Annotated in this window: 16 protein-coding genes and 1 pseudogene; 6 read left to right on the top strand and 11 right to left on the bottom strand. The window is 44.1% G+C overall.

The window, feature by feature from the left end; all coding sequences use genetic code 11:
- Positions 1-372 precede the first annotated feature (372 nt).
- Both ACINWC323_RS08850 and ACINWC323_RS08855 read right to left on the bottom strand, forming a co-directional pair.
- On the bottom strand, positions 373-1,014 hold the full coding sequence (locus ACINWC323_RS08850) for a T6SS effector amidase Tae4 family protein (RefSeq protein ID WP_009512300.1): 642 nt from the start codon (positions 1,012-1,014) through the stop codon (positions 373-375).
- Complete coding sequence (locus tag ACINWC323_RS08855) at positions 1,014-1,538, bottom strand: PAAR domain-containing protein (protein ID WP_009512405.1); 525 nt, start codon at positions 1,536-1,538, stop codon at positions 1,014-1,016. The genes ACINWC323_RS08850 and ACINWC323_RS08855 overlap by 1 nt, the downstream gene beginning before the upstream one ends.
- Before the next feature lie 205 nt (positions 1,539-1,743).
- On the opposite strand from ACINWC323_RS08855, the gene ACINWC323_RS08860 reads away from it, so the two are divergent.
- The 3 genes and pseudogenes from ACINWC323_RS08860 to ACINWC323_RS08865 all read left to right on the top strand — a co-directional run bounded on the left by ACINWC323_RS08860 (position 1,744) and on the right by ACINWC323_RS08865 (position 4,449).
- Positions 1,744-2,211 carry a DMT family transporter gene (locus tag ACINWC323_RS08860; protein ID WP_009512308.1) on the top strand — a complete coding sequence of 156 codons (468 nt, stop codon included), beginning with the start codon at positions 1,744-1,746 and terminating at the stop codon, positions 2,209-2,211.
- A gap of 102 nt (positions 2,212-2,313) precedes the next feature.
- Positions 2,314-2,667 (top strand): annotated as a pseudogene (locus tag ACINWC323_RS0119060) (nuclease-related domain-containing protein); the annotation flags it as partial.
- A gap of 177 nt (positions 2,668-2,844) precedes the next feature.
- On the top strand, positions 2,845-4,449 hold the full coding sequence (locus tag ACINWC323_RS08865; protein WP_032881525.1) for a GMC family oxidoreductase: 1,605 nt from the start codon (positions 2,845-2,847) through the stop codon (positions 4,447-4,449).
- Between the two features lie 23 nt (positions 4,450-4,472).
- On the opposite strand, the gene ntrR is transcribed toward ACINWC323_RS08865, so the two are convergent.
- The 3 genes from ntrR to prs form a co-directional block, all read right to left on the bottom strand.
- The gene (gene ntrR, locus ACINWC323_RS08870) at positions 4,473-5,228 is read right to left on the bottom strand and encodes an ADPR responsive transcriptional repressor NtrR (RefSeq protein WP_009512354.1); all 756 of its coding nucleotides are present in this window, start codon (positions 5,226-5,228) and stop codon (positions 4,473-4,475) included.
- Between the two features lie 320 nt (positions 5,229-5,548).
- Positions 5,549-7,036, bottom strand: a complete 1,488-nt coding sequence (locus ACINWC323_RS08875) for a nicotinate phosphoribosyltransferase (RefSeq protein WP_009512428.1) — start codon at positions 7,034-7,036, stop codon at positions 5,549-5,551.
- A gap of 25 nt (positions 7,037-7,061) precedes the next feature.
- Positions 7,062-7,940: a ribose-phosphate diphosphokinase gene (gene prs, locus ACINWC323_RS08880; protein ID WP_009512348.1), complete on the bottom strand. Its 879-nt coding sequence runs from the start codon at positions 7,938-7,940 to the stop codon at positions 7,062-7,064.
- Positions 7,941-8,284: 344 nt separating this feature from the next.
- Here prs and ACINWC323_RS08885 point away from each other — a divergent pair, with 344 nt between their 5' ends.
- On the top strand, positions 8,285-9,460 hold the full coding sequence (locus tag ACINWC323_RS08885) for a zinc-binding dehydrogenase (RefSeq protein WP_009512255.1): 1,176 nt from the start codon (positions 8,285-8,287) through the stop codon (positions 9,458-9,460).
- Positions 9,461-9,529: 69 nt separating this feature from the next.
- Here ACINWC323_RS08885 and ACINWC323_RS08890 read toward each other — a convergent pair whose 3' ends face one another.
- The 4 genes from ACINWC323_RS08890 to betI all read right to left on the bottom strand — a co-directional run bounded on the left by ACINWC323_RS08890 (position 9,530) and on the right by betI (position 14,256).
- On the bottom strand, positions 9,530-10,312 hold the full coding sequence (locus tag ACINWC323_RS08890; protein ID WP_009512450.1) for a TorF family putative porin: 783 nt from the start codon (positions 10,310-10,312) through the stop codon (positions 9,530-9,532).
- A gap of 67 nt (positions 10,313-10,379) precedes the next feature.
- Complete coding sequence (gene betA, locus ACINWC323_RS08895) at positions 10,380-12,074, bottom strand: choline dehydrogenase (RefSeq protein WP_009512386.1); 1,695 nt, start codon at positions 12,072-12,074, stop codon at positions 10,380-10,382.
- A 90-nt stretch (positions 12,075-12,164) separates the two neighbouring features.
- Complete coding sequence (gene betB, locus ACINWC323_RS08900) at positions 12,165-13,637, bottom strand: betaine-aldehyde dehydrogenase (protein ID WP_009512342.1); 1,473 nt, start codon at positions 13,635-13,637, stop codon at positions 12,165-12,167.
- On the bottom strand, positions 13,630-14,256 hold the full coding sequence (betI, locus tag ACINWC323_RS08905) for a transcriptional regulator BetI (protein ID WP_005228886.1): 627 nt from the start codon (positions 14,254-14,256) through the stop codon (positions 13,630-13,632). Before betI ends, betB begins: the two co-directional genes overlap by 8 nt.
- A gap of 264 nt (positions 14,257-14,520) precedes the next feature.
- On the opposite strand from betI, the gene ACINWC323_RS08910 reads away from it, so the two are divergent.
- Both ACINWC323_RS08910 and ACINWC323_RS08915 read left to right on the top strand, forming a co-directional pair.
- Positions 14,521-16,131 carry a BCCT family transporter gene (locus ACINWC323_RS08910; protein WP_032881507.1) on the top strand — a complete coding sequence of 537 codons (1,611 nt, stop codon included), beginning with the start codon at positions 14,521-14,523 and terminating at the stop codon, positions 16,129-16,131.
- 116 nt (positions 16,132-16,247) lie between these two features.
- Positions 16,248-18,308 carry a choline transporter gene (locus ACINWC323_RS08915; protein ID WP_005228888.1) on the top strand — a complete coding sequence of 687 codons (2,061 nt, stop codon included), beginning with the start codon at positions 16,248-16,250 and terminating at the stop codon, positions 18,306-18,308.
- A gap of 53 nt (positions 18,309-18,361) precedes the next feature.
- On the opposite strand, the gene ACINWC323_RS08920 is transcribed toward ACINWC323_RS08915, so the two are convergent.
- Positions 18,362-18,817 (bottom strand): hypothetical protein, encoded by a 456-nt coding sequence (locus tag ACINWC323_RS08920; protein ID WP_009512339.1) that lies wholly within the window; start codon positions 18,815-18,817, stop codon positions 18,362-18,364.
- Positions 18,818-18,858: 41 nt separating this feature from the next.
- Positions 18,859-20,100, bottom strand: a complete 1,242-nt coding sequence (locus ACINWC323_RS08925) for an MFS transporter (RefSeq protein ID WP_009512360.1) — start codon at positions 20,098-20,100, stop codon at positions 18,859-18,861.
- Positions 20,101-20,115 lie beyond the last annotated feature (15 nt).

Genomic DNA, 20,115 nt, shown 5'->3' with positions numbered 1-20,115 from the left:
AGGGCTTTTTTATAAAGGCATTAATTAAAATTAGTTGGTCAGCATATGCCCTGAATACCAATTAATAACTTAGGTTTTTTCCATAACCATAATCTAGGCCGTACCAAGTTATCGCAATCCATATTATCGAAAGAAGTATTATGATAGTAAGAAGATTTGCATGAGATAATTTATTGGAACTTTTTAAGTATCCAAGAATACCTCCAATAATAACGGAGACTAGAAGAGACCATCTACTGAAATTGATATATGCTAAGCTACAGCCTTCGGCACAAGTGTTTCGATCAATAATAGTTAAATACAAATTGGGTATGGTGTATATCAATAATATTGTCAGTACAACACCCAAAATTACGTATAAAATTTTACGCATCATTTAACCTCGAAAAATAATATTCGTTTAGCTTTTGCGTAATCAGTATATATAAACCCAGGCATATTCATGCTATTTATACCGAAAAAGAATCTAGGAATTGTTGTCCAGTTACTGGTTAATTTAAATGTATTCCATAAATCTATATGTCCACCAGAGGCAATGTCTCTTATTTCTTCAAGCCCATCTCTTTGCCAAAACTCACCAAAGAATACTATTCCTGTTCTTCCTTTAATTTTTTTTTGCCAATCTTTACCAGTAATATTTTCTGCTGGGCCAATACCACATACTGGGCGTGTTTGTAGCCATTGTGCAAATTCATTAGCTCTCGTTGAAGTGGGTAGTCCATTTAAGAGTAAGCGACCGATAGTTGCTTCATTATTTTCTGGCTTTATGTATTTTTCAGAGAATGTTGTCATTTTTATTCCAACACGATGAAATGTAACGCTTAAACGAATGGCACATTGATTTTCAAAATCATCTGGAATTTCCCCATTGATTGTATAAGGTGGGGTCTTATCATCATAAAAATTATCCCAGAGCTCTTTAAAGGTAATCGGGACGATTCCAACCATACTACAAGAAGCGACTGAGCCACGTTTAGGATTCGTTTTGACTGTTACTGTCTGATTTACTGGCATTAGGTCGAACTCCGTTCAAGTGCTTCCTCGCCCAGATATAGTGAATATGAGCCTTGTTCTACATCTTCAATACGTGGTAATCGTCCATCAGCTCCGATGGTACCTTGATACGTTCTCCCGTCATTTGTTTCTATAAAATAGGGCATACCTTCTGCGAAACTGAACTGTGCTGCAACTTGTTCATCAAAAATTTTGGTTGTTCCTGAATTGATGAAATTGCTCACGGCAGTTTCACTTACAGATGATCCAGAGCTAGAACCTACTTCCCTTAAAACAAGGTTTTGGTTTGGCTTATATGTGGCTCCACAGGTAGCTTTATCACCAGCCATGATAATTGTTCTACCAGCAGCCTGTAAGAAGCCTCGCCCTGATGATTGTGCAGAAACCATTGCTTGGCATTGAGGACAAAAATGTTTCATACCTTCAATATGTACGGGTATACCTTCAACTAAAAATGAATTTTCTGATTCTTGTACTATGCCACCGTGGTCTGTATGACAACCTTTGGTAATGAGAGCCTTCATTTTTCATCCAGTAAATTATATTGAGCTATTTAAAAAGTTTGTTTTAATAAAATTATTTAATTTTTTATTTGATATATTTGTCAATTTAAAGTTAAGCAAAGTGTATATGTTGGCCTGTTCTATTAAAAATAGAGAGCTGAAATGATGGGTTGGGTATCAAATTTAAACTATGATTAAACTAGAAATAAAAAAAGAGAAAATTACTATGCACAACATTAGTTATGTCTTTATCAGCTTATTGGGCGGGATAATTGTTCCCTTACAGCTCGCAATGATAAGTGCTTTTCGAAATTCAAGTGGTGCTTCTCAAATCCAATCAACTTTTGTACTTTATATGGGGGGAGCAATCGTATCACTGATTATTGCATTCATTCTTGATGGAGGTATCAAACCACCATTATATCAGCAAGCTTCTTGGTGGATGTGGCTCCCAGGATTTCTTGGATCTCTTTATATCTTATGTATGTTTGTTGCTGCACCTAAAATAGGAGTAACAAATACATTATTATGGGTATTCTTGGGACAAATGGTTTTTGCAACGGTGGTTGATGGTACTGGATTTTTAGGAGTAGAGATTAGAAAAATAGATGGATTAAAGTTGTGTGGGCTATTCTTTATATTTATAGGAGGCTTAATCTTAATTTATAACGAATATAGGAAGATAAATGCTTGATTCGGTATAAAAATATTTTTATAAAAATAAATTTAGGAATAATATTAATGATATGTTTTTATTTTTTTTGAGTATTGAGCTCAAAACAATGCAATGCAAGACAAAAAACAGTGGACAAAAAATATAAGTTTCAAAAATCCTTTACATCAGAACTATAAATATAGCAAAGCGCTGGAAATGGTTTTAAATGATGTTTTGGTGCCTGAATATATCCATTCAGTTATTGTATTTACCGCGCGGAGTGAATTTAAAGCAGTAATGCCTGAAAATGTATGCCGTGGTAAATCCTGGTTAAACTATATAAAAGGTTTTAATCAAGAAGTGATTAGTCCAATGAAGCAAAAAAGAGTTCGTTATCGTATAGAAAAAGAAGTACTGGAGCCGTCTTAGAAAACAGACCGACAGCATGTTGAATATTTAAAACAGAAAAAACTGGAGAAAGACTCTGTTTCGTGATTCTGCATACTTGCGATTTATTGCATATCCACTGAAAGATTTGGCGCTTGTAGTTTGATTGCGTTCCAGTTAAGTTAATTTTGATGAAGTAAAATGGTTAGATAAATACAACAGTATTGAAATGCCATGTTCGGCATACTATTGCCGCTTTTTAAAAAGAAAAAACAGAGTATTGAGATGACACAAACAGCTTTTGATTTTGTAATTATAGGTGGTGGTTCGGCAGGTTCGGTGCTGGCTGGACGATTAACCGAGAACCCGAATATTTCGGTATGTTTATTAGAAGCCGGTGGAGAGGGTAATAGCTGGCTGGTGAATACACCTGCCGCTGCAGTCATCAGCATTCCCACGAAAATTAATAACTGGGCATTTGAAACCATTCCGCAAAAAGGCCTCAATGGTCGTCGAGGCTATCAGCCGCGCGGTAAATGTTTAGGTGGATGTTCGGCTGTTAATGCCATGGTTTATATCCGTGGACATCGTAGTGACTATGATCACTGGGCAGCCTTGGGTAATACGGGCTGGTCATATCAAGACGTGCTGCCATATTTTAGAAAATCAGAACATAACGAACGTATCCATAATGACTATCATGGTCAACATGGCCCCTTAAACGTCAGTGACTTACATTCAGATAATCCTTATCAGCAAACCTTCATCGAAGCAGCAAAACAGGTCGGTTATCCACTGAATGATGATTTTAATGGTGCGGAACAAGAGGGTTTGGGTGTCTATCAAGTCACCCAGAAGAAAGGCGAGCGCTGGAGTGCGGCACGTGGCTACTTATTCCCGTATATTGGAAAACGTCCGAATCTGCATGTAGTCACTCAAGCCAAAGTTTCACGCATTGTGATTGAAAATGGCCGTGCGGTAGGCGTTGAGTATAAGCATAAAGGCCAGACCACCACGATTAAGGCCGATAAAGAAGTCTTACTATCAGCGGGGGCCTTCCAGTCACCGCATATCCTGATGCTTTCTGGTATTGGTCCACGTCAGGAGCTAGAAAAGCACGGCATTCCAGTGGTGAAAGAGCTTGCAGGAGTGGGTGAAAACCTACATGACCATCCAGATTTTATCTTTGCCTATAAAACCAAGCTGATGGATGGTACCTTTGGAGTTTCGATGGGGGGCAGTCTGGATCTATTCAAGCAGGTGGGACGTTATCGTAAAGAACGTCGCGGTCTGCTCACAACCAACTATGCAGAATGTGGTGGTTTCTTAAAGAGTCGTCCTGAGTTAGACAAACCGAACCTGCAATTACACTTTGTGATCGCCGTAGTGGATAATCATGCCCGAACCATGCATATGGGGCACGGGATTTCCTGTCACGTCTGTTTGTTAAATCCACGGGCGCGCGGTTCGGTCAAACTCAGCGGTAAGCATGTAGATGATCCATTGCTGATCGACTTTAAATTCCTTGAGGATGAACAGGATCTTCAGGATTTGGTCGATGGTTATAAAGTCACGCAAAAGTTGATGCAGGCGCCTGCTTTACAAGACAAAATCAAAGAAGATATGTTTACTGCCAATGTAAAAACCGATGATGAGATCCGTGAGGTTTTACGTCAGCGTGTCGATACGGTTTATCATCCGGTCGGCAGTTGTAAAATGGGTGTGGATGAGATGGCGGTGGTTGATCCTGAACTTAAAGTGTATGGCGTTGAAGGGCTACGTGTAATCGATGCCTCGATCATGCCAACCGTGGTCAATGGCAATACTAATGCACCGACCGTGATGATTGCTGAAAAAGCGGTGGATATGATTCGCCAGACCTGGAAGTAAACGTTTAGAGCTAAGGTTCTGCCTTAGCTCTTTTCATGTTCAGTTGGGTTGCGTGGTGTTTCCAGCATCCGTGGAAACGTAAAATGATAATGCTCGAGTGCATAGCGGAACAGTTGAGCAGGGCGCTTACCGACAATTTTTTGCTGTCCTGTTTCTTCAACTGCACCCGCTTCTTGCATGCGCCGTCTAAAGGATTTTTTTTCTAAAGTATGCCCTAGAATAATTTCATAAATATTCTGTAATTCGGTCAAGGTAAATACTTCTGGCATCAAGCTGACCGGCAGCGTGGTATATCGGGTTTTATTGCAAAGGCGCTCAAATGCCAGCTGCAGTAACTGTTTGTGATCAAAGGCCAAATCCAGTTGTAATGCCTGATCGATTGAAAGCCATTGACTGTGTTCTGCAGTGCTGGTGGCTTGAATTGCAAATTTTTCAAAATCAATCAGAGCGAAATATAAAGCAGTGATGGACCAGCCGCGTGGATCACGATGTTGATTGCCAATGGTTTCAACCTGTTCCAGATAGGGCGATTGAATGCCTGTTTTTTCCAGTAGTTTACGATGTGCTGTTGCCATTAAATCCGGATCGGTTTTTAAATCAACAAAACCACCGGGAAGGGCCCATTTGCCTTTTTCAGGAAAGTTGGAGCGCTGGATCATTAATACCTGTAACTGACCTTTTGCCACAGAAAAAATTGCCATATCGACCGTAAACAGCGGGGTGTCATAGTCGGTTTTTTGATAGTGGGCAAGGTATTCTTGTTCGGAGGCGTGGGTCACGGTTTAAACATCTCGGGCATTTGATCTGAGATTGAGTATAAATGATTTTAGATGGCGTGAGATGTTTGCTTCTGTGATGTAGGTATCAAGCTGTAAGTTAAGATGTAAAACTCGAAAGTGCCACTGGTAGGTTATCTCCCTGTTGGGCTGCGGTAACAAGCAGGTACCGTCAGCCCGTGAGTAACGAGTTAAGCTGCGCAAGATTTTTTATTGGCTTGGTACTCTATTCTCCTTTTTTCAAAAGCTAATAGATGCCTGTTTGACCGATAGATATGTCATCAATCTTGATGTAGCAATATGGCTGCATTGAAAGAGATTTTTCACATTAATCTTTCCCGAATCTGATCAAGCGAGCATTCTTTTAACAATTGACCATTTTCAAATACCGTTTGCAGTGCACCCATGTTCTCCTGTTCAAAGTTTTGTTGATCAAAGAGCTCAAAACCATTCTCAGTCTGTTCAACCCGCAATAAGCCCTTGGCTGATTTTTTAACACCAGAGTCGGTTACTGGGTCTTTGAATAGTTCACGACCGACACCGTTAACCTGACCCCAAGTGGCTTTGACGGCAAAACCAAAGCTATCGCGAGTCAAATAGTTATAGGTGTAGCTCCCGATCCCAAACACCAGATTATTTGAAGCAAAGCCTTTGGCTTGCAAACCTTTTAGGATATTTTGGGCACGCTTCAGGGTAATTGAGTCACCATAGATTAAGCCAACACGTTCGTTAAGGACTTTATAGCCTTGCGCTGTTTCGGTACCGCCAAAAATTTCCCATAGACATTGCACTGCACCTTTATAAGCAGGACTATCTTGCTCTGCCTCAGGATCACCGCAGATAATTTTCACAGGATCACCTGAGTCTGGACGGAACACCACTTTGGCAAGTCCGAGCGCATTCGGTTGACGTTTTAAAATCTCTGTTTTTAATGCCACGCTAAATTCAGTGATGACACGCCAGAAATCCCAAGTATCAGACACGATACTGACTACACCGGCAGGATAGAGTTCACAGATCAGACGTCTAAAGGTCTCGATTTCACTTTCTTCACTGCCCATACACATCACACTGTGTTCTGTGGCAGGTACTGAAACGCCTACGATACCTGTGGCATTGTAGTACTCTTCGGCATAGTCAATCGAAGCGACAGAATCTGTCCCGATAAAACTGGTCAAGTGACCCACGCCTGACTGGGCTGCATCATAGATCCCACTCATGCCACGGCTACTAAAATCATGGCCTTGAACCGGAACAAAGTCTAAAGGAGCACCCGTCTTTTCTGCATATTGGGTCAACAAGCGTTTGTATTCATAGGCAATGCTGGCGGTGGTACAGCTTTTCCATAGCTCGGCACTGAGCACAGTTTCAATATAGTTGGTTAACCAAAAGAAATTCGGGTCCGTATTGATAATAGTCAATACCGGCACCTTGATATTGACCCGGCTGCCTTCTGGCAAGGCTTTAATTTTTAATGGTAAATAGCCGAGATCGTGCAAGGCCTCGATGTGCTCGACCGGCACCGCACCTTCACCTAAGGCATTATCCATACGGCGTTGATAGGCTGCCACCACTTTGGCTTTAGGTTGATTGAAGAAGCCTTCATTCCAGGTTTCAATCAGAAAGTGTTTGATAAAGCCTTGCAGACCAAAAAATACAATCTTGTCATCAAAATCAGGCAGCATTTTGGCTAGACGTGATGAACGCGGAGTAAAGTTGGCATAAACGTATTCAGTTCCCACTGGATACTGACGACGGTGATCTGCTTTATAGAAATCAATTGCATTGAGTGGGTTAATTTTAATACTCATTTTTATTGGCCTCTTGCTTTAAATCTTAATTTTGAAAATTGATGATGTTGAGTTTGCTTGCTTCTGCTTGTGGCAGGCTATTGCTGGTAAAGACCTGATCGACCAAGCCATCAAATACCGCGAGACCTTTGCTAAAAATGCCATGCGTGACATACAAAATAATGTTTTGACAATTTAGGCTGCGGAGTTGCTTGGCAATCCCGATAAAAGTGGCACCGCCGTCACAAATATCATCGGTGATCACGGCTGTTTTTCCTGTCAAATCAGGGCTATCCACCGCCGTTGTTGTAATTTTTCCAGTGCTTGGATCGCGTTTCTTTTCACAGTGAATCACTTCGATAGCCTGTTGGCGTTGCGGATTGATACCGTTTGCAATGGCTTGAGTGCGTTGTATTGCACCAGCATCGGGACAAACCAACACGCTATTGTCAGAGTTTAAAATCTGCATCAAGGCAGGGCTTTGCTGGATGATCTCGATTGGCTCGACGTTGATCACTTCTTGAAAGCAGGTATTTTTGCGTAATAGTTCAAGGGTCACTGGGCTATGACAATCCCACACCACAATTTTCTGACGTTGCCCTGCAAATTTTTCGCTGTTGCTATTCAATAATCTGGTCATTAAATCCAGTGAGAAGGCCTGACCTTGTGCACAGATCCGGTCTTGACGTGCATAAGGAAAATAAGGGATTTCTACGGAAAGGCGAGTACCTTGTTGCAGCAACACATTTTCTAGTAATAGATAATCCATCACATCTGCGCTGTTCTGTAGAGAGGCTTTGATCTGGGTATTGGCCTGTAATTGGTTTAATAACTCAGCTTGTAGTTGAATATGACGTTCACCACCTGAAAACTGCAAAAACTCGATGGGAACATTCGCTTGAGCTGTCATAAGTTGAATCGCCATTTTTAGCTTCTCTTTTATAGTGGCTTAAAGCCAGTAAATATATATTGGCATAATGACACTATTAAATGCAAGGCTTAAATTTGATCGTTTTAATCAAAACAGACACATTGTTTAAAAATATCGATTCATCTATTTGAAGTTAAAAGAGAATATTTTTTAAACTTTTTTTAATGCGTTGGCGATCACCAAGAAGCTGACTTTGTTGCTGCGAGATATTGATATTTAGGTCATGGTTTTTGACAATTATCCTTGTCAGGATTGATGTGTGTTGTTTGCTTGGCATTGCAACAGGTCAAAGTGCTCAAGGTAAACAAGGTGAATAAAACAAAAAAGGAAAGCATCCGATGAAATCTCTGATTTGTCATAACGCTGAGTTAAAACTGGAAGACAGTCTTCAATTGGTTCCTGCAAAGGGGCAAGTTTTACTTGAAGTGGTCCGCTGCGGGATTTGTGGTTCTGATTTACACATGCAGCATCACTGTGATCACATGCATGATCTGGCTGCGCGCGTCGGTTTTAATGGGGTAGCAAAGTCCTCGGATAAACTGGTGTTTGGTCATGAGTTCTGTGGCAAGGTCTTGGATTACGGCCCCAAAACACGACGTAAATTAAAAGCAGATACGCTGGTGTGTGCCATGCCTTTATTAAATGTCGATCCGCAAGGTTATGTGCCGACCGGGCTGTCACCAAGTGCTTCTGGCGGTTATGCAGAACAAGTCTTGGTACAATCCAGTTTAATGTTTGAAGTACCTAATGGTTTAGATGCGGATCGTGCCGCGCTGACTGAGCCGATGGCGGTTGCCTTACATGCGGTACGTCGCAGCCGAATCAAGAAAAATGAACCTGCTATCGTGATCGGTTGTGGTCCTGTGGGTTTGGGCGTGATTATTATGCTGAAAGCGGCAGGTGTTAAAACCGTGATTGCCAGTGATTTTTCACCAAATCGTCGTCGTCTGGCTGAACAATGTGGTGCAGATATATTGATTGATCCTCAACAGCAATCGCCATTTAGTAACTGGAAAGAGCTTGGCTTATTAGGCAATGTTTCAGAAGCGATTAATATGGGCATGGGGATTTTTGACAAGGTTCAGACTTACTCACTACCTTGGGTCAATGCCATGCGCGTCGGCGATAAACTCGGCGTATTACCGAAACGTCCGGTGATTTTTGAATGTGTCGGCGTGGCAGGGATTATGCAGCAGATTCTGGAGGGCGCACCGTTATTCTCACGGATTGTCGGGGTGGGTGTCTGCATGCAAAGCGACAAGATTGAACCTGCATTGGCGATTAATAAGGAACTGGAAATCCAGTATGTGCTGGGCTATACCCCGCTGGAATTCCGTGACACCCTGCATATGATTGCGGAAGGTAAGGTTGATTGTTCACCGTTGATCACCGGTGTCGTAGGACTGGAAGGGGTGAGTCATGCCTTTGAAGCCTTACGTGATCCAGAGCAACATGCCAAGATCCTGATCGATCCCAAACGGGCGGGTTCAGGCATTGAACTGATCAAGTCTTAACCGTGGAAATGAGAAAAGCCGCTGTCAATGTAGCGGCTTTTTGATTGAGCTTTGATTGATACTGCCTGATTAAAAGGTTTTGGTCAGTGAGAATGTCACGGTGGAATCAATCGGATTCGAGACCTTGGCATTGGGATTGCCATTGCTATATTGCTGATAAAAACCGTCTTTATCCCAGGCTTTGCTATAGATCAGGCTGCCGGAAAGGTTATATGGCAATTCTTTGTTCACTGCAAAACTGGCATCCTGAAAGTTGGCTGCAGAAAAGTTTTTGATGCGCTGATTGCCGTAATGGGCATTGACCGACCAGCCTTGAGTAATCGGTTGATACCAGTTTACATCCAGATAACCTGAGCCACGTGAGTGCTTATTATTGCCGATGCCTAAGGTATCTGAATTATTGCCAAAATAGTCCTGTGTATAGGTAATCGCATATTTAACGCTTAACGGACCATAACTGATTTCAGGAATGATTTCTCCATAGTCAAAGCGGGTGTTGCCTGTGTCAGCCGTGGTTTTTGCGCCTGGATAATAGTAATAGGCGACTTTAGTGCCGACAGTAAAATCCCCGATCGTACGGCTATAACCGGTATACACATCCCATTCAACTGATGCATCTCGAATAAAATGATCACTTACCGTCGATGCCCAGGTGCCTGCATAAAAACCGCTGTCATGGTTGTAGTCCAGTCCACCTTGCAAGGCAGCTTTACCCCAGGTTTGCTGGAAACCACGTGAGACGTATTGGCTGGCAGCCGTGAGATTGGCAGAGTAAGGTGAGGTGGGTTCAGTGGCGTGGGTGCTTTGAAAATAAAAAGCCAAGGGTGCAATTACAAACAACGTTTTTTTCATCATTTCTCCCTGAATGAAGTGAAACCCGAAGCCGAAGCCCCGGGTATTCCCTAGAGGAATTTCCTTTTTATTGTATTGGACGTAACGGTGCTTGGCGTGCCGGGGTTGTACCCGCTTTGTAATAACCCGCCTCTGAACGCGGCAGTTTTTTGCCACGGATCTGATCGGCAATTTTTTCTGCGATCATGATGGTGGTGGCATTCAGGTTACCGGTAATGATCAATGGCATGATGGACGCATCGACCACACGTAAGCCTTGTACGCCGTGAACGCGACCTTGACCATCGACCACCGCCATCTCATCTTCACCCATTTTACAGCTACATGATGGATGGAACGCGGTTTCGGCATGGGTACGCACGAACTCATCCAGCTCGGCATCAGTCTGGATATGTTTACCCGGGCTGATTTCTTCACCGCGATATGGATCAAGCGCTGGTTGCGCCATGATTTCACGGGTGATACGGATCGCATCACGGAACTCGCGCCAGTCCTGTTCGGTTGACATATAGTTGAACAGGATACTTGGATGCTCAAACGGATCTTTTGATTTCAATTTGACCCGACCACGCGAAGGTGAACGCATTGAACCAACATGCGCCTGGAAGCCGTGTTCTTTCACTGCATTACTACCGTTGTAGTTAATCGCCACAGGCAAGAAGTGGTACTGGATATTCGGCCAGTCAAATTCTTCCGAACTACGGATAAAACCACCCGCTTCGAACTGGTTACTCGCGCCAACGCCGGTACCGTTGAATAACCATTCGGCACCAATCATAGGCTGGTTATACCATTGTAGGGCAGGGTAAAGTGAAACCGGTTGCTTACATTGGTATTGCAAATACATTTCCAGATGGTCTTGCAGGTTTTCACCGACACCCGGTAGATCATGTATCACATCAATGTCCATCGATTTCAGGAAAGTGCTTTCGCCTACGCCTGAACGTTGCAGGATTTGTGGCGAAGCAATCGCACCTGCGCAAAGCAAGACTTCACGCTTGGCCTGTGCCTGTTTCATATTGGCTTGATCTGCACCAATAATATATTCCACGCCTACAGCCTGCTTTTGATTAAACAGGATGCGGTTGGTGGTGGCATGCGTGACGATGGTCAGGTTTGGACGACCCTTGGCCATATCCAGATAACCGCGTGCTGTACTTGAACGACGACCATTTGGGGTCACGGTACGGTCCATTGGACCGAAGCCTTCCTGTTGATAACCATTTAAGTCATCGGTACGTGGATAACCCGCCTGTACGCCAGCTTCAACCATGGCATGGAACAGTACGTTGTTGCCATTTTTAGGTGTTGCCACTGAAACAGGACCATCACCGCCGTGATAATCATTGGCACCAATATCGCGAGTTTCAGCTTTTCTGTAATACGGTAAGCAGTCTGCATAAGTCCAGTCTTCCAGACCTTTCATGCTTGCCCACTGATCCAGATCCATGGCATTACCACGGATGTAGCACATCCCGTTAATCAGGGAAGAACCGCCTAAACCTTTACCACGACCACATTCCATACGACGATTGTTCATGTGTGGTTCAGGATCGGTTTCATAAGCCCAGTTATAGCGACGGCCTTGTAAAGGAAAGGCCAAAGCAGCTGGCATTTGAGTACGGAAATCTAAACGGTAGTCTGGGCCACCGGCTTCCAACAGTAAAACAGACACATCTTTGTCTTCAGTCAGACGTGTTGCAAGTACATTTCCGGCAGATCCTGCGCCAATGATAATGTAGTCATATGCTTGAGTATTCATCGTTATCCCTTTTGTATTCTGGAGAGTGCCAGTGCCATCAGCTGATGGCAGGGCACATAGGATTAATCTTGAGGGGGAAGGGTGAACGCATTAGAAAATGCTTTGATATTCACCTAACTCAACTTGAATCGATTTGATACGGGTGTAATGACCCAATGTGGTTAAGCCATTTTCACGGCCCACGCCTGATTGCTTATAGCCACCGACCGGCATTTCCGCAGGGGATTCACCCCAGGTATTGATCCAGCAGATGCCGGCTTCAAGCTGGTGAATAATGCGATGTGCCTTAGTAATGTCTTGAGTCACCACACCTGCTGCCAGACCGAAATCTGTGGCATTGGCACGACGAATCACTTCTTCCTCAGTTTCATAGCTGAGAATGCTCATCACTGGGCCAAAGATTTCTTCCTGCACAATCGCCATATCATCTCGGCAATCACTGAAAACGGTTGGTAATACATAGGCGCCTTTGGCTAGATCACCTTCAGTAGCACGGCCACCACCGATCAGAACTTTCGCACCTTGCTGTTTGCCAGACTCGATGAATGACAATACTTTTTCCATATGCGGGAAGCTGGTGAGTGGACCAAAATTGGTTTGCTCAGCCATTGGATCACCAATACGGATACGTTTTACACGCTCCACAATCGCTGCTTCAAAATCAGCCAGCATGGCTTTTGGTACAAATACGCGCGTGCCGTTGGTACACACCTGACCTGAACTAAAGAAGTTGGCCATCACTGCAATATCCGCAGCGCGGTCAAGGTTGGCATCATCACAAATAACCAGCGGAGATTTACCGCCAAGCTCCATGGTCACTTCTTTCAAGGTTGAACCCGCAGCGCTGGCCATGACTTTCTTGCCGGTTTCGACGCCGCCCGTGAACGAGATTTTTTCAATCACCGGATGTTCAGTCAGCCATTGACCAATGTCACGACCCGCACCTTGCACCACGTTAAATACACCGTCCGGCACACCCGCTTCAGTATAGATTTCAGCAAGTTTAAATGCAGTCAGCGGTGTGGTTTCGCTTGGTTTGAAAATCATGGCATTTCCTGCAGCCAGGGCAGGGGCAGATTTCCACATGGCGATTTGAATTGGATAGTTCCATGCGCCGATCCCAGCCACGACACCGAGGGGTTCGCGACGGGTATAGAAGAAGCTTGATTCACGCAGGGGAACCTGTTCGCCCTGAATGGCAGTCGCAAGGCCAGCATAGTATTCAAGTACATCGGCACCGGTCACGATATCGACAGTTGATGTTTCGCTGTAGGCTTTACCTGTATCGAGGGTTTCGAGCTGGGCAAGCTCATCATTACGTTCACGTAAGATATCAACTGCACGACGCAGGATACGAGAACGCTCCATTGCGGTCATGGCAGCCCAGACTTTCTGGCCTTGTTGTGCGCTTTGAACAGCCGCTTCAATGTCTTGTTGTGAGGCTTGTTGAAGTGTTGCGATCACTTCACCGTTGGCAGGGTTAATACTGGTAAATGTTTTACCACTGGTCGCTGCGACATAACGTCCGTGGATATACAATTGATGAACTTGTGCATCACTCATTCTGTTTCTCCTGCAAAGGCTTGTTCGCAAATTGCAATTGCGTTTTTACATAATCGTAAGCAATGGAACGGGCCAGCTGGCTGTCAAACTCATCATGACTGCTTAAACTGCCACGTAACCATAATCCGTCAATCAAAGCCGCCAATCCTCGGGCGGCAATGCTTGCCTGTTGTTTATCATCGACCAACATGAGGAAATAATGTTTCAGGTTGGAATACAGGCGTTGATCATTAATTCGTTGTAAACGTCCAAGTTCGGGAAGGTGCATACTGGCAGACCAGAAATCTAACCAGACCCGCATGGCTTGTTTGTTGACCTGACTGATATCAAAGTTGGAATCAATAATTGCCTTGATCTGGCTTTCTGGATGTGGATCTGCTTCGGTTTTATATTGGTCAGTTTTCTGACGCAAAACGTTGAGCATTTCCTGCATACAGGTATTAATTAATCCCTGTTTGTCACCAAAATAGTGACTCACAATACCGGTTGATAGCTCGGCCTTTTTTGCAATCTGTGCAATGGTGGTATTGGATAACCCCACTTCAGAAATCACATAAAATGCGGCGTTAATGATTTCTTCACGTCGCACATGTTCCGGTTTTACTCTACGCTTTGTCATGCTTATCCATTTAAAGCCCTGCCAAGGTGCTTTTTATTCAACATTTCTCAATGTAGAGCATCATAACATTTTTTTATCATACTTTTTATTGATTGAACGTTCAATCAATAAAAAGTATAATCTGTAAAAATCAATGAATTTTTGCTAGGCAAGAATAGAACTAAAGTAATAAATGAAGGCTTCTTATGGATAAGCAGGTAAGGGTTCAATAGAACTTATCTTGTTATTTTTTAAGAAGGTACACCAATTGCAAGGAGCAAGAACATGGTGTCAAAAAGTAATGAAGGATCCGCATCCGAACCGATACGTTTAAATTTGTTTGTTTTTTGGAGCTCTGCAATCAGTATTGGCATTTTTGGCCTGTTGTTTGTGTTGTTTCCTGAGCAAAGCCAGTTCTGGCTGACCTATGTCCAAGGACAGGCCAACCAGCTATTTGGCTGGTATTACATGCTGGTCATTATTCTGTGTCTCGGTTTTGTGGCCTGGCTGGCATTTTCGCGGGTCGGACAGATTCCATTAGGACGCGATGACGACAAACCCGAGTTCGGTTATCTAGCCTGGGTGTCGATGCTGTTTTCAGCCGGAATCGGGATTGTCTTGCTGTATTACGGTGTGGCTGAACCAGTGGACCACTTTTTGCGCCCCCCAGAAGGGACCGGCGGTACAGTACAGGCAGCACGCGATGCCATGATGTATAGCTTCCTGCATTGGGGCATACATGGCTGGGTGCTATATGCCTTGCTCGGTGTAACGCTGGGTTATTTTGCCTTCCGTCTGGATTTGCCGCTGGCATTACGTTCTGCGCTGTATCCGATATTTGGTGAGCGTATTTATGGACTGGTCGGTGATTTTGTCGATGGTTTTGGCATATTGGCGACTGTCATTTCCCTGGTCACCAACCTCGGCATTGGTGCCTTGGTGCTGGTATCAGGGCTGCATTATCTGCTGCCTGATCTTCCCAATAACAATACAACATTGATTGCTGTGGTGTTATTGATGATGTTTGTGGCGACCATTACCACGGTGGTCGGTATTGAAAAAGGTCTGGCTTGGCTGTCTCGTATCAATCTGCGTTTGCTATATGCCTTATTGTTATTCGTCTTCCTCACTGGCCCAACCAATCATTTACTCAATGGTCTGGTGCAGAACACCGGGGATTACCTCGATCATTTCATTGCCAAGAGTTTTGATATGTATCTCTACAATGGCAAGGCAAGTGAGTGGCAGGGTGCATGGACGGTGTTTTACTGGGCATGGTGGATTGCCTGGGCGCCATTTGTCGGCATGTTTATCGCGCGTATTTCTAAGGGCCGTACCATTCGTGAAGTGGTGCTGGGCGTGTGTCTGGTGCCGCTGGGCTTTACGCTGGCCTGGATCTCGATTTTTGGAAATACCGCAATTGACCTGATTTTGAACCAGAAGCAGCAGGCGCTCGGCGATATGGTACTGACCGATGCCGCTTTATCGCTATTCAAGCTTCTCGAATATTTACCATTCAACCCCTATATTGCTGGCATTGTTGTGGTGATTTGTTTCGTATTGTTTTTGACCCCGGTGGGTTCTGGTACACTGATGATCGCAAATCTGTCCTCGAAAGGGGGTAGCAATGAAAGTGATTCGCCAATTTGGTTAAGAGTTTTCTGGTCGGTGGTGATTACCATTGTCAGTATCGGACTGCTTTTGGCAGGGAGTTTTCACTCCATGCAAAGCGCAGTGGTACTCTGTGGTTTGCCATTTTCCGTTATTATTTTGCTGTATATGTTTGGGTTAGCCAAAGCCCTGAAGCAGGATGCTTTTCGACCTCAACCACCGCAAGCAATAGCGCCAGTAACGCCACCATCACATTTTGCAACTGAAAAATCAGAAACATTGTAATTTGGGTAATGACTTTTATTTTTCATTTTTTATTCAGATCTGTCTTTTCATTGAAAATGCAATGGAAAGACGAGGTTGAATATTTTCTTTTTGTTCTCTAACTCCCTGAGGATTGTATGGCAACAGATAATCCAAGAGCAGTTGATGATTCTACATTAGCGAATAAAGATCATTTGAATCGTGTGGTCTTTTATGTTTCAGCTCTACTTATTTTAACATTTGCACTGGTTACGATTTTTTTTAACGACTTCTCCAACCACTTATTGAATGTGGTACTGGCCTGGGTCAGTGATAAATTTAGCTGGTACTACCTGTTAGCAGCGACACTTTATCTGGTATTTGTGGTGTTTATTGCCTGTTCGCGTTATGGCGATATCAAGCTCGGCCCAAAACATTCCAAACCTGAGTTTAGTCTACTGAGCTGGTCGGCCATGCTGTTTGCGGCCGGGATCGGCACAGACTTGATGTTCTTCTCGGTTGCAGAGCCGCTCTCCCATTATATGAATCCGCCTGTGGGCGAAGGTCAGACCTTTGAGGCGGCGCGTCAAGGAATGGTGTGGACACTGTTCCATTACGGTTTAACCGGTTGGGGCATGTATGCACTGGTCGGGATGGCGTTAGGTTACTTTAGTTATCGCTATAACCTGCCACTGACCATCCGTTCAGCCTTGTACCCGATTTTCGGGAATAAAATTGATGGTCCGATTGGTCATACCGTCGATACTGCCGCTGTAATCGGTACCATTTTCGGTATCGCGACGACCTGTGGTATTGCGGTGGTACAGATCAATTATGGTCTGCATGTACTATTTGGCCTGCCTGAGAATCTGTGGATTCAGATCGCCCTGATTGGCCTTGCGGTAATCGTCACCATTATTTCAGTCACAGCAGGGGTCAATAAAGGCATCAAGATTTTATCTGAAATCAATATCTATGCTGCCATTGGCCTGATGCTGTTTGTGTTGTTCCTTGGCAATACCGAATTCCTGCTCAATGCACTGGTACAAAACTTTGGCGATTACATTAGCCGATTCCCGAGTCTGGCGCTAGAAAGCTTTGCCTTTGACCGTCCAAAAGACTGGATGAATAGCTGGACCTTGTTCTTCTGGGCATGGTGGGTGGCGTGGTCGCCATTTGTGGGCCTGTTCCTGGCGCGAATTTCGCGTGGTCGTACCATCCGTGAATTTGTCTGCGGTACCTTGATCATTCCATTATTGTTCACCATTACCTGGTTATCTATTTTTGGGAATAGTGCCTTACATAGCGTGATCTTTGATGGAAATACCGCACTGGCACAAACGGTATTGACCGATCCTGCGCATGGTTTCTATGACTTGCTGGCTCAATATCCGGGCTTTGCCTTTATTGCGGGTATTGCCACCATTACGGGTTTATTGTTCTATGTGACTTCGGCGGATTCTGGTGCTTTGGTACTGGGTAACTTCACCACTAAATTCTCCAATGTCGATAATGATGCGCCGCGCTGGCTACGGATATTCTGGGCCACGGCGATTGGCTTGTTGACGGTTGCCATGTTGATGGCAAACGGCATTACCGCCTTGCAAAGTGCCACTGTCATCATGGGCTTGCCATTTAGTTTTGTCATGTTGCTGGTCATGGCGGGGCTGTATAAGTCCTTACGACTGGAAGATTATCGTAAAGCCAGTCGCAGCCTGAATGCTGCACCTGTAGTGGGTAACGTGGATATCCTGAACTGGAAGCAACGTTTATCGCGTGTGATGCACCATCCCGGCAGTAGCGAGACCCAGCGCATGCTCGACAGTGTGTGTAAACCTGCGGTGCAGACTGTGGCAGATGAATTGGTCAAGCGTGGTATGAGTGTTGAAGTCACGCAAGGTGAGGTAGAAGACAGCGATACGCTGTATCATCTTGATCTGACCATTTACATTGAAGAAGAGCATAACTTCGTGTATCAGATCTGGCCTGTGCGCTATATCGCGCCGACCTTCAGTGAGCGCGGTAAACGTGGTAAGCAACATTACTACCGTTTAGAAACCTTCCTGTATGAAGGGTCGCAGGACAATGACTTGGTGGGATACACCAAAGAACAGGTGATTAATGACATTCTGGATAAGTATGAACGTCACATGACTTTCTTGCATATCAACCGCATTAGTCCCGGAAACCGTCCTTTGTATCCTGATTCGCAAGATTAGTACTCGCAATAAAAAAACCTCACGTCATGTGAGGTTTTTTTATTGGATAGTTTTTATAAAGCGCCGTGTTGTTGCCAAGTTTCACCTGTTTCATAAGGCGCATATTTTTGTTTTAGTTCATGTAGGGACTGGCTTTGATAGAGCGCAAAAATAATCATGATCAGGAATAAACCCACTAGTTTAATCAGACGTTTATTCTTATACTCATCGGAATATAAATGGAAAATACAATAGAATGCGACAATCAGATAAGTGCAAAACAGTGAGTTAAGCACCAGATAAATCAATAAGGCTGCCGTCACAACGGTGGCAATTAGGTTTTTTAAAATGGTTGGACGAAGGCTGAGTACATTTAAGATCAGTAAGCCAAAAGAGGTCCAGAAAAGATAAGCGCTGCCGCCAATAATCACGATATAGATGGATTGAAGGCACAAAAGTACCAGCCATACAAAAATGGAAACAAGAATAAACCTAGATGCACCAGAGGATGCGGGCAAAGTGTGTTTCATATGACTTACATTGATTTTTCTAAACAGCGATATAAAAGAATTTAAAAACGGAATTTAAATAACGCTTTGCTTCTGACGCTGGTTAAAGCCACGCAGAGCAAAGAAAGTGTGCCGCCGATCAACATTGCTGGAACCACGCTGAAAAAGCGTGTCATCACACTGGACTGCAAGGCGCCTAGCTCATTACTAGACGTGACAAAGATGCCATTAATGGCCGCAATACGTCCAAGCATGTCCTTGGGAGGGATAAGTTGCAGTATGGTTTGACGGATGACAATGTTGATACTGTCACAAGCCCCCATGATAATGAGAACTGCGACAGAAAAATAGAGGTGTCTGGTAACAGCAAATAACAATGTGCAACAACCAAATCCTGCAACGGCCATTAACATGATCTGCCAAGGTTTATGTTTGGGAGGATAACGAACTAGAATCATCATCATGATCAGGCCGCCAAACGCAGGCGCAGCACGCAATAGACCGAAACCGTCGGCACCGATATGTAACACATCCTGCGCAAAAATGGGAAGTAGGGCAATTATGCCGCCAAAAAAGACCGAGCCCAGATCGAGAAACATGGCCCAAAAAATAATTTTGGTTTTAAAAATAAATTGTAGTGCCTGTTGCAGGCTCTGGGAAATCGATTCAGTCTGGAGTTGTGGAAACTCTCGTGTTTGTAAGTTCCATAACGCAATACTGCCGGCAGCAAATAATCCGACAATAACGCCAAAGCTAATATCCAGATTAAAATGCGCCAGCAAAAAGCCACCGAGCACAGGGGCAAGGATACCACTGGCCTGCCAGCACATACTGGTCCATGTTGCGGCATTGGTATAAAGATGTTCGGGTACCACAAAAGGTCGTAACGAGTTAAAGCACGGGCTATAAATACCGCGAATGCAGCCAAATAAAAATAAAATGCTAAAGCTGGAAATTACTAACACCGTAGTGGTGATTTTTTCAGATTGAAACAGGTCAAAGCACAGCCATAAAGCGATGGAAAGGGGAATGGCAATACTGAAGCTGATCTGTAAAATACGCTGCCGGTTAAAACGGTCGGCAATATAACCGCCCCACAAAGAAAGCGCCAGAAAAGGCAAAAAATCCATGATTCCGACCAGCCCCAATAGCAGCGGATTCTTGGTGATCTGATACAGATGAAAGGCAATCAGCACTTCCTGAATCAGCACCGCGAAAGTTAGGCAGCATTGATTGATGGTCAATAACTTGAAGTCACGACAGGCAAATGCGGCAAAAGCAGATAGGCTTGTAGCAGAAGACATAGATTTAAAAAGACA

It is taken from the genome of Acinetobacter sp. WC-323 (genome assembly GCF_000314615.1).
In the GTDB taxonomy this organism is placed as follows: domain Bacteria; phylum Pseudomonadota; class Gammaproteobacteria; order Pseudomonadales; family Moraxellaceae; genus Acinetobacter; species Acinetobacter courvalinii.
The sequence above is the reverse complement of the archived record's forward strand: the minus strand, read 5'-3'. Positions and strand labels throughout refer to the sequence as shown.

Bases quoted from the DNA above. Each gene is read 5' to 3' on its own strand.
- ACINWC323_RS08855 (WP_009512405.1), bottom strand. From the start codon at position 1,538: ATGAAGGCTCTCATTACCAAAGGTTGTCATACAGACCACGGTGGCATA.
- ACINWC323_RS08885 (WP_009512255.1), top strand. From the start codon at position 8,285: ATGAAATCTCTGATTTGTCATAACGCTGAGTTAAAACTGGAAGACAGT.
- ACINWC323_RS08910 (WP_032881507.1), top strand. From the start codon at position 14,521: ATGGTGTCAAAAAGTAATGAAGGATCCGCATCCGAACCGATACGTTTA.
- betA (WP_009512386.1), bottom strand. From the start codon at position 12,074: ATGAATACTCAAGCATATGACTACATTATCATTGGCGCAGGATCTGCC.
- ACINWC323_RS08875 (WP_009512428.1), bottom strand. From the start codon at position 7,036: ATGAGTATTAAAATTAACCCACTCAATGCAATTGATTTCTATAAAGCA.
- ACINWC323_RS08925 (WP_009512360.1), bottom strand. From the start codon at position 20,100: ATGTCTTCTGCTACAAGCCTATCTGCTTTTGCCGCATTTGCCTGTCGT.
- ACINWC323_RS08920 (WP_009512339.1), bottom strand. From the start codon at position 18,817: ATGAAACACACTTTGCCCGCATCCTCTGGTGCATCTAGGTTTATTCTT.
- betB (WP_009512342.1), bottom strand. From the start codon at position 13,637: ATGAGTGATGCACAAGTTCATCAATTGTATATCCACGGACGTTATGTC.
- prs (WP_009512348.1), bottom strand. From the start codon at position 7,940: ATGGCGATTCAACTTATGACAGCTCAAGCGAATGTTCCCATCGAGTTT.
- ACINWC323_RS08890 (WP_009512450.1), bottom strand. From the start codon at position 10,312: ATGAAAAAAACGTTGTTTGTAATTGCACCCTTGGCTTTTTATTTTCAA.
- ACINWC323_RS08915 (WP_005228888.1), top strand. From the start codon at position 16,248: ATGGCAACAGATAATCCAAGAGCAGTTGATGATTCTACATTAGCGAAT.
- betI (WP_005228886.1), bottom strand. From the start codon at position 14,256: ATGACAAAGCGTAGAGTAAAACCGGAACATGTGCGACGTGAAGAAATC.
- ACINWC323_RS08860 (WP_009512308.1), top strand. From the start codon at position 1,744: ATGCACAACATTAGTTATGTCTTTATCAGCTTATTGGGCGGGATAATT.
- ACINWC323_RS08850 (WP_009512300.1), bottom strand. From the start codon at position 1,014: ATGCCAGTAAATCAGACAGTAACAGTCAAAACGAATCCTAAACGTGGC.
- ACINWC323_RS08865 (WP_032881525.1), top strand. From the start codon at position 2,845: ATGACACAAACAGCTTTTGATTTTGTAATTATAGGTGGTGGTTCGGCA.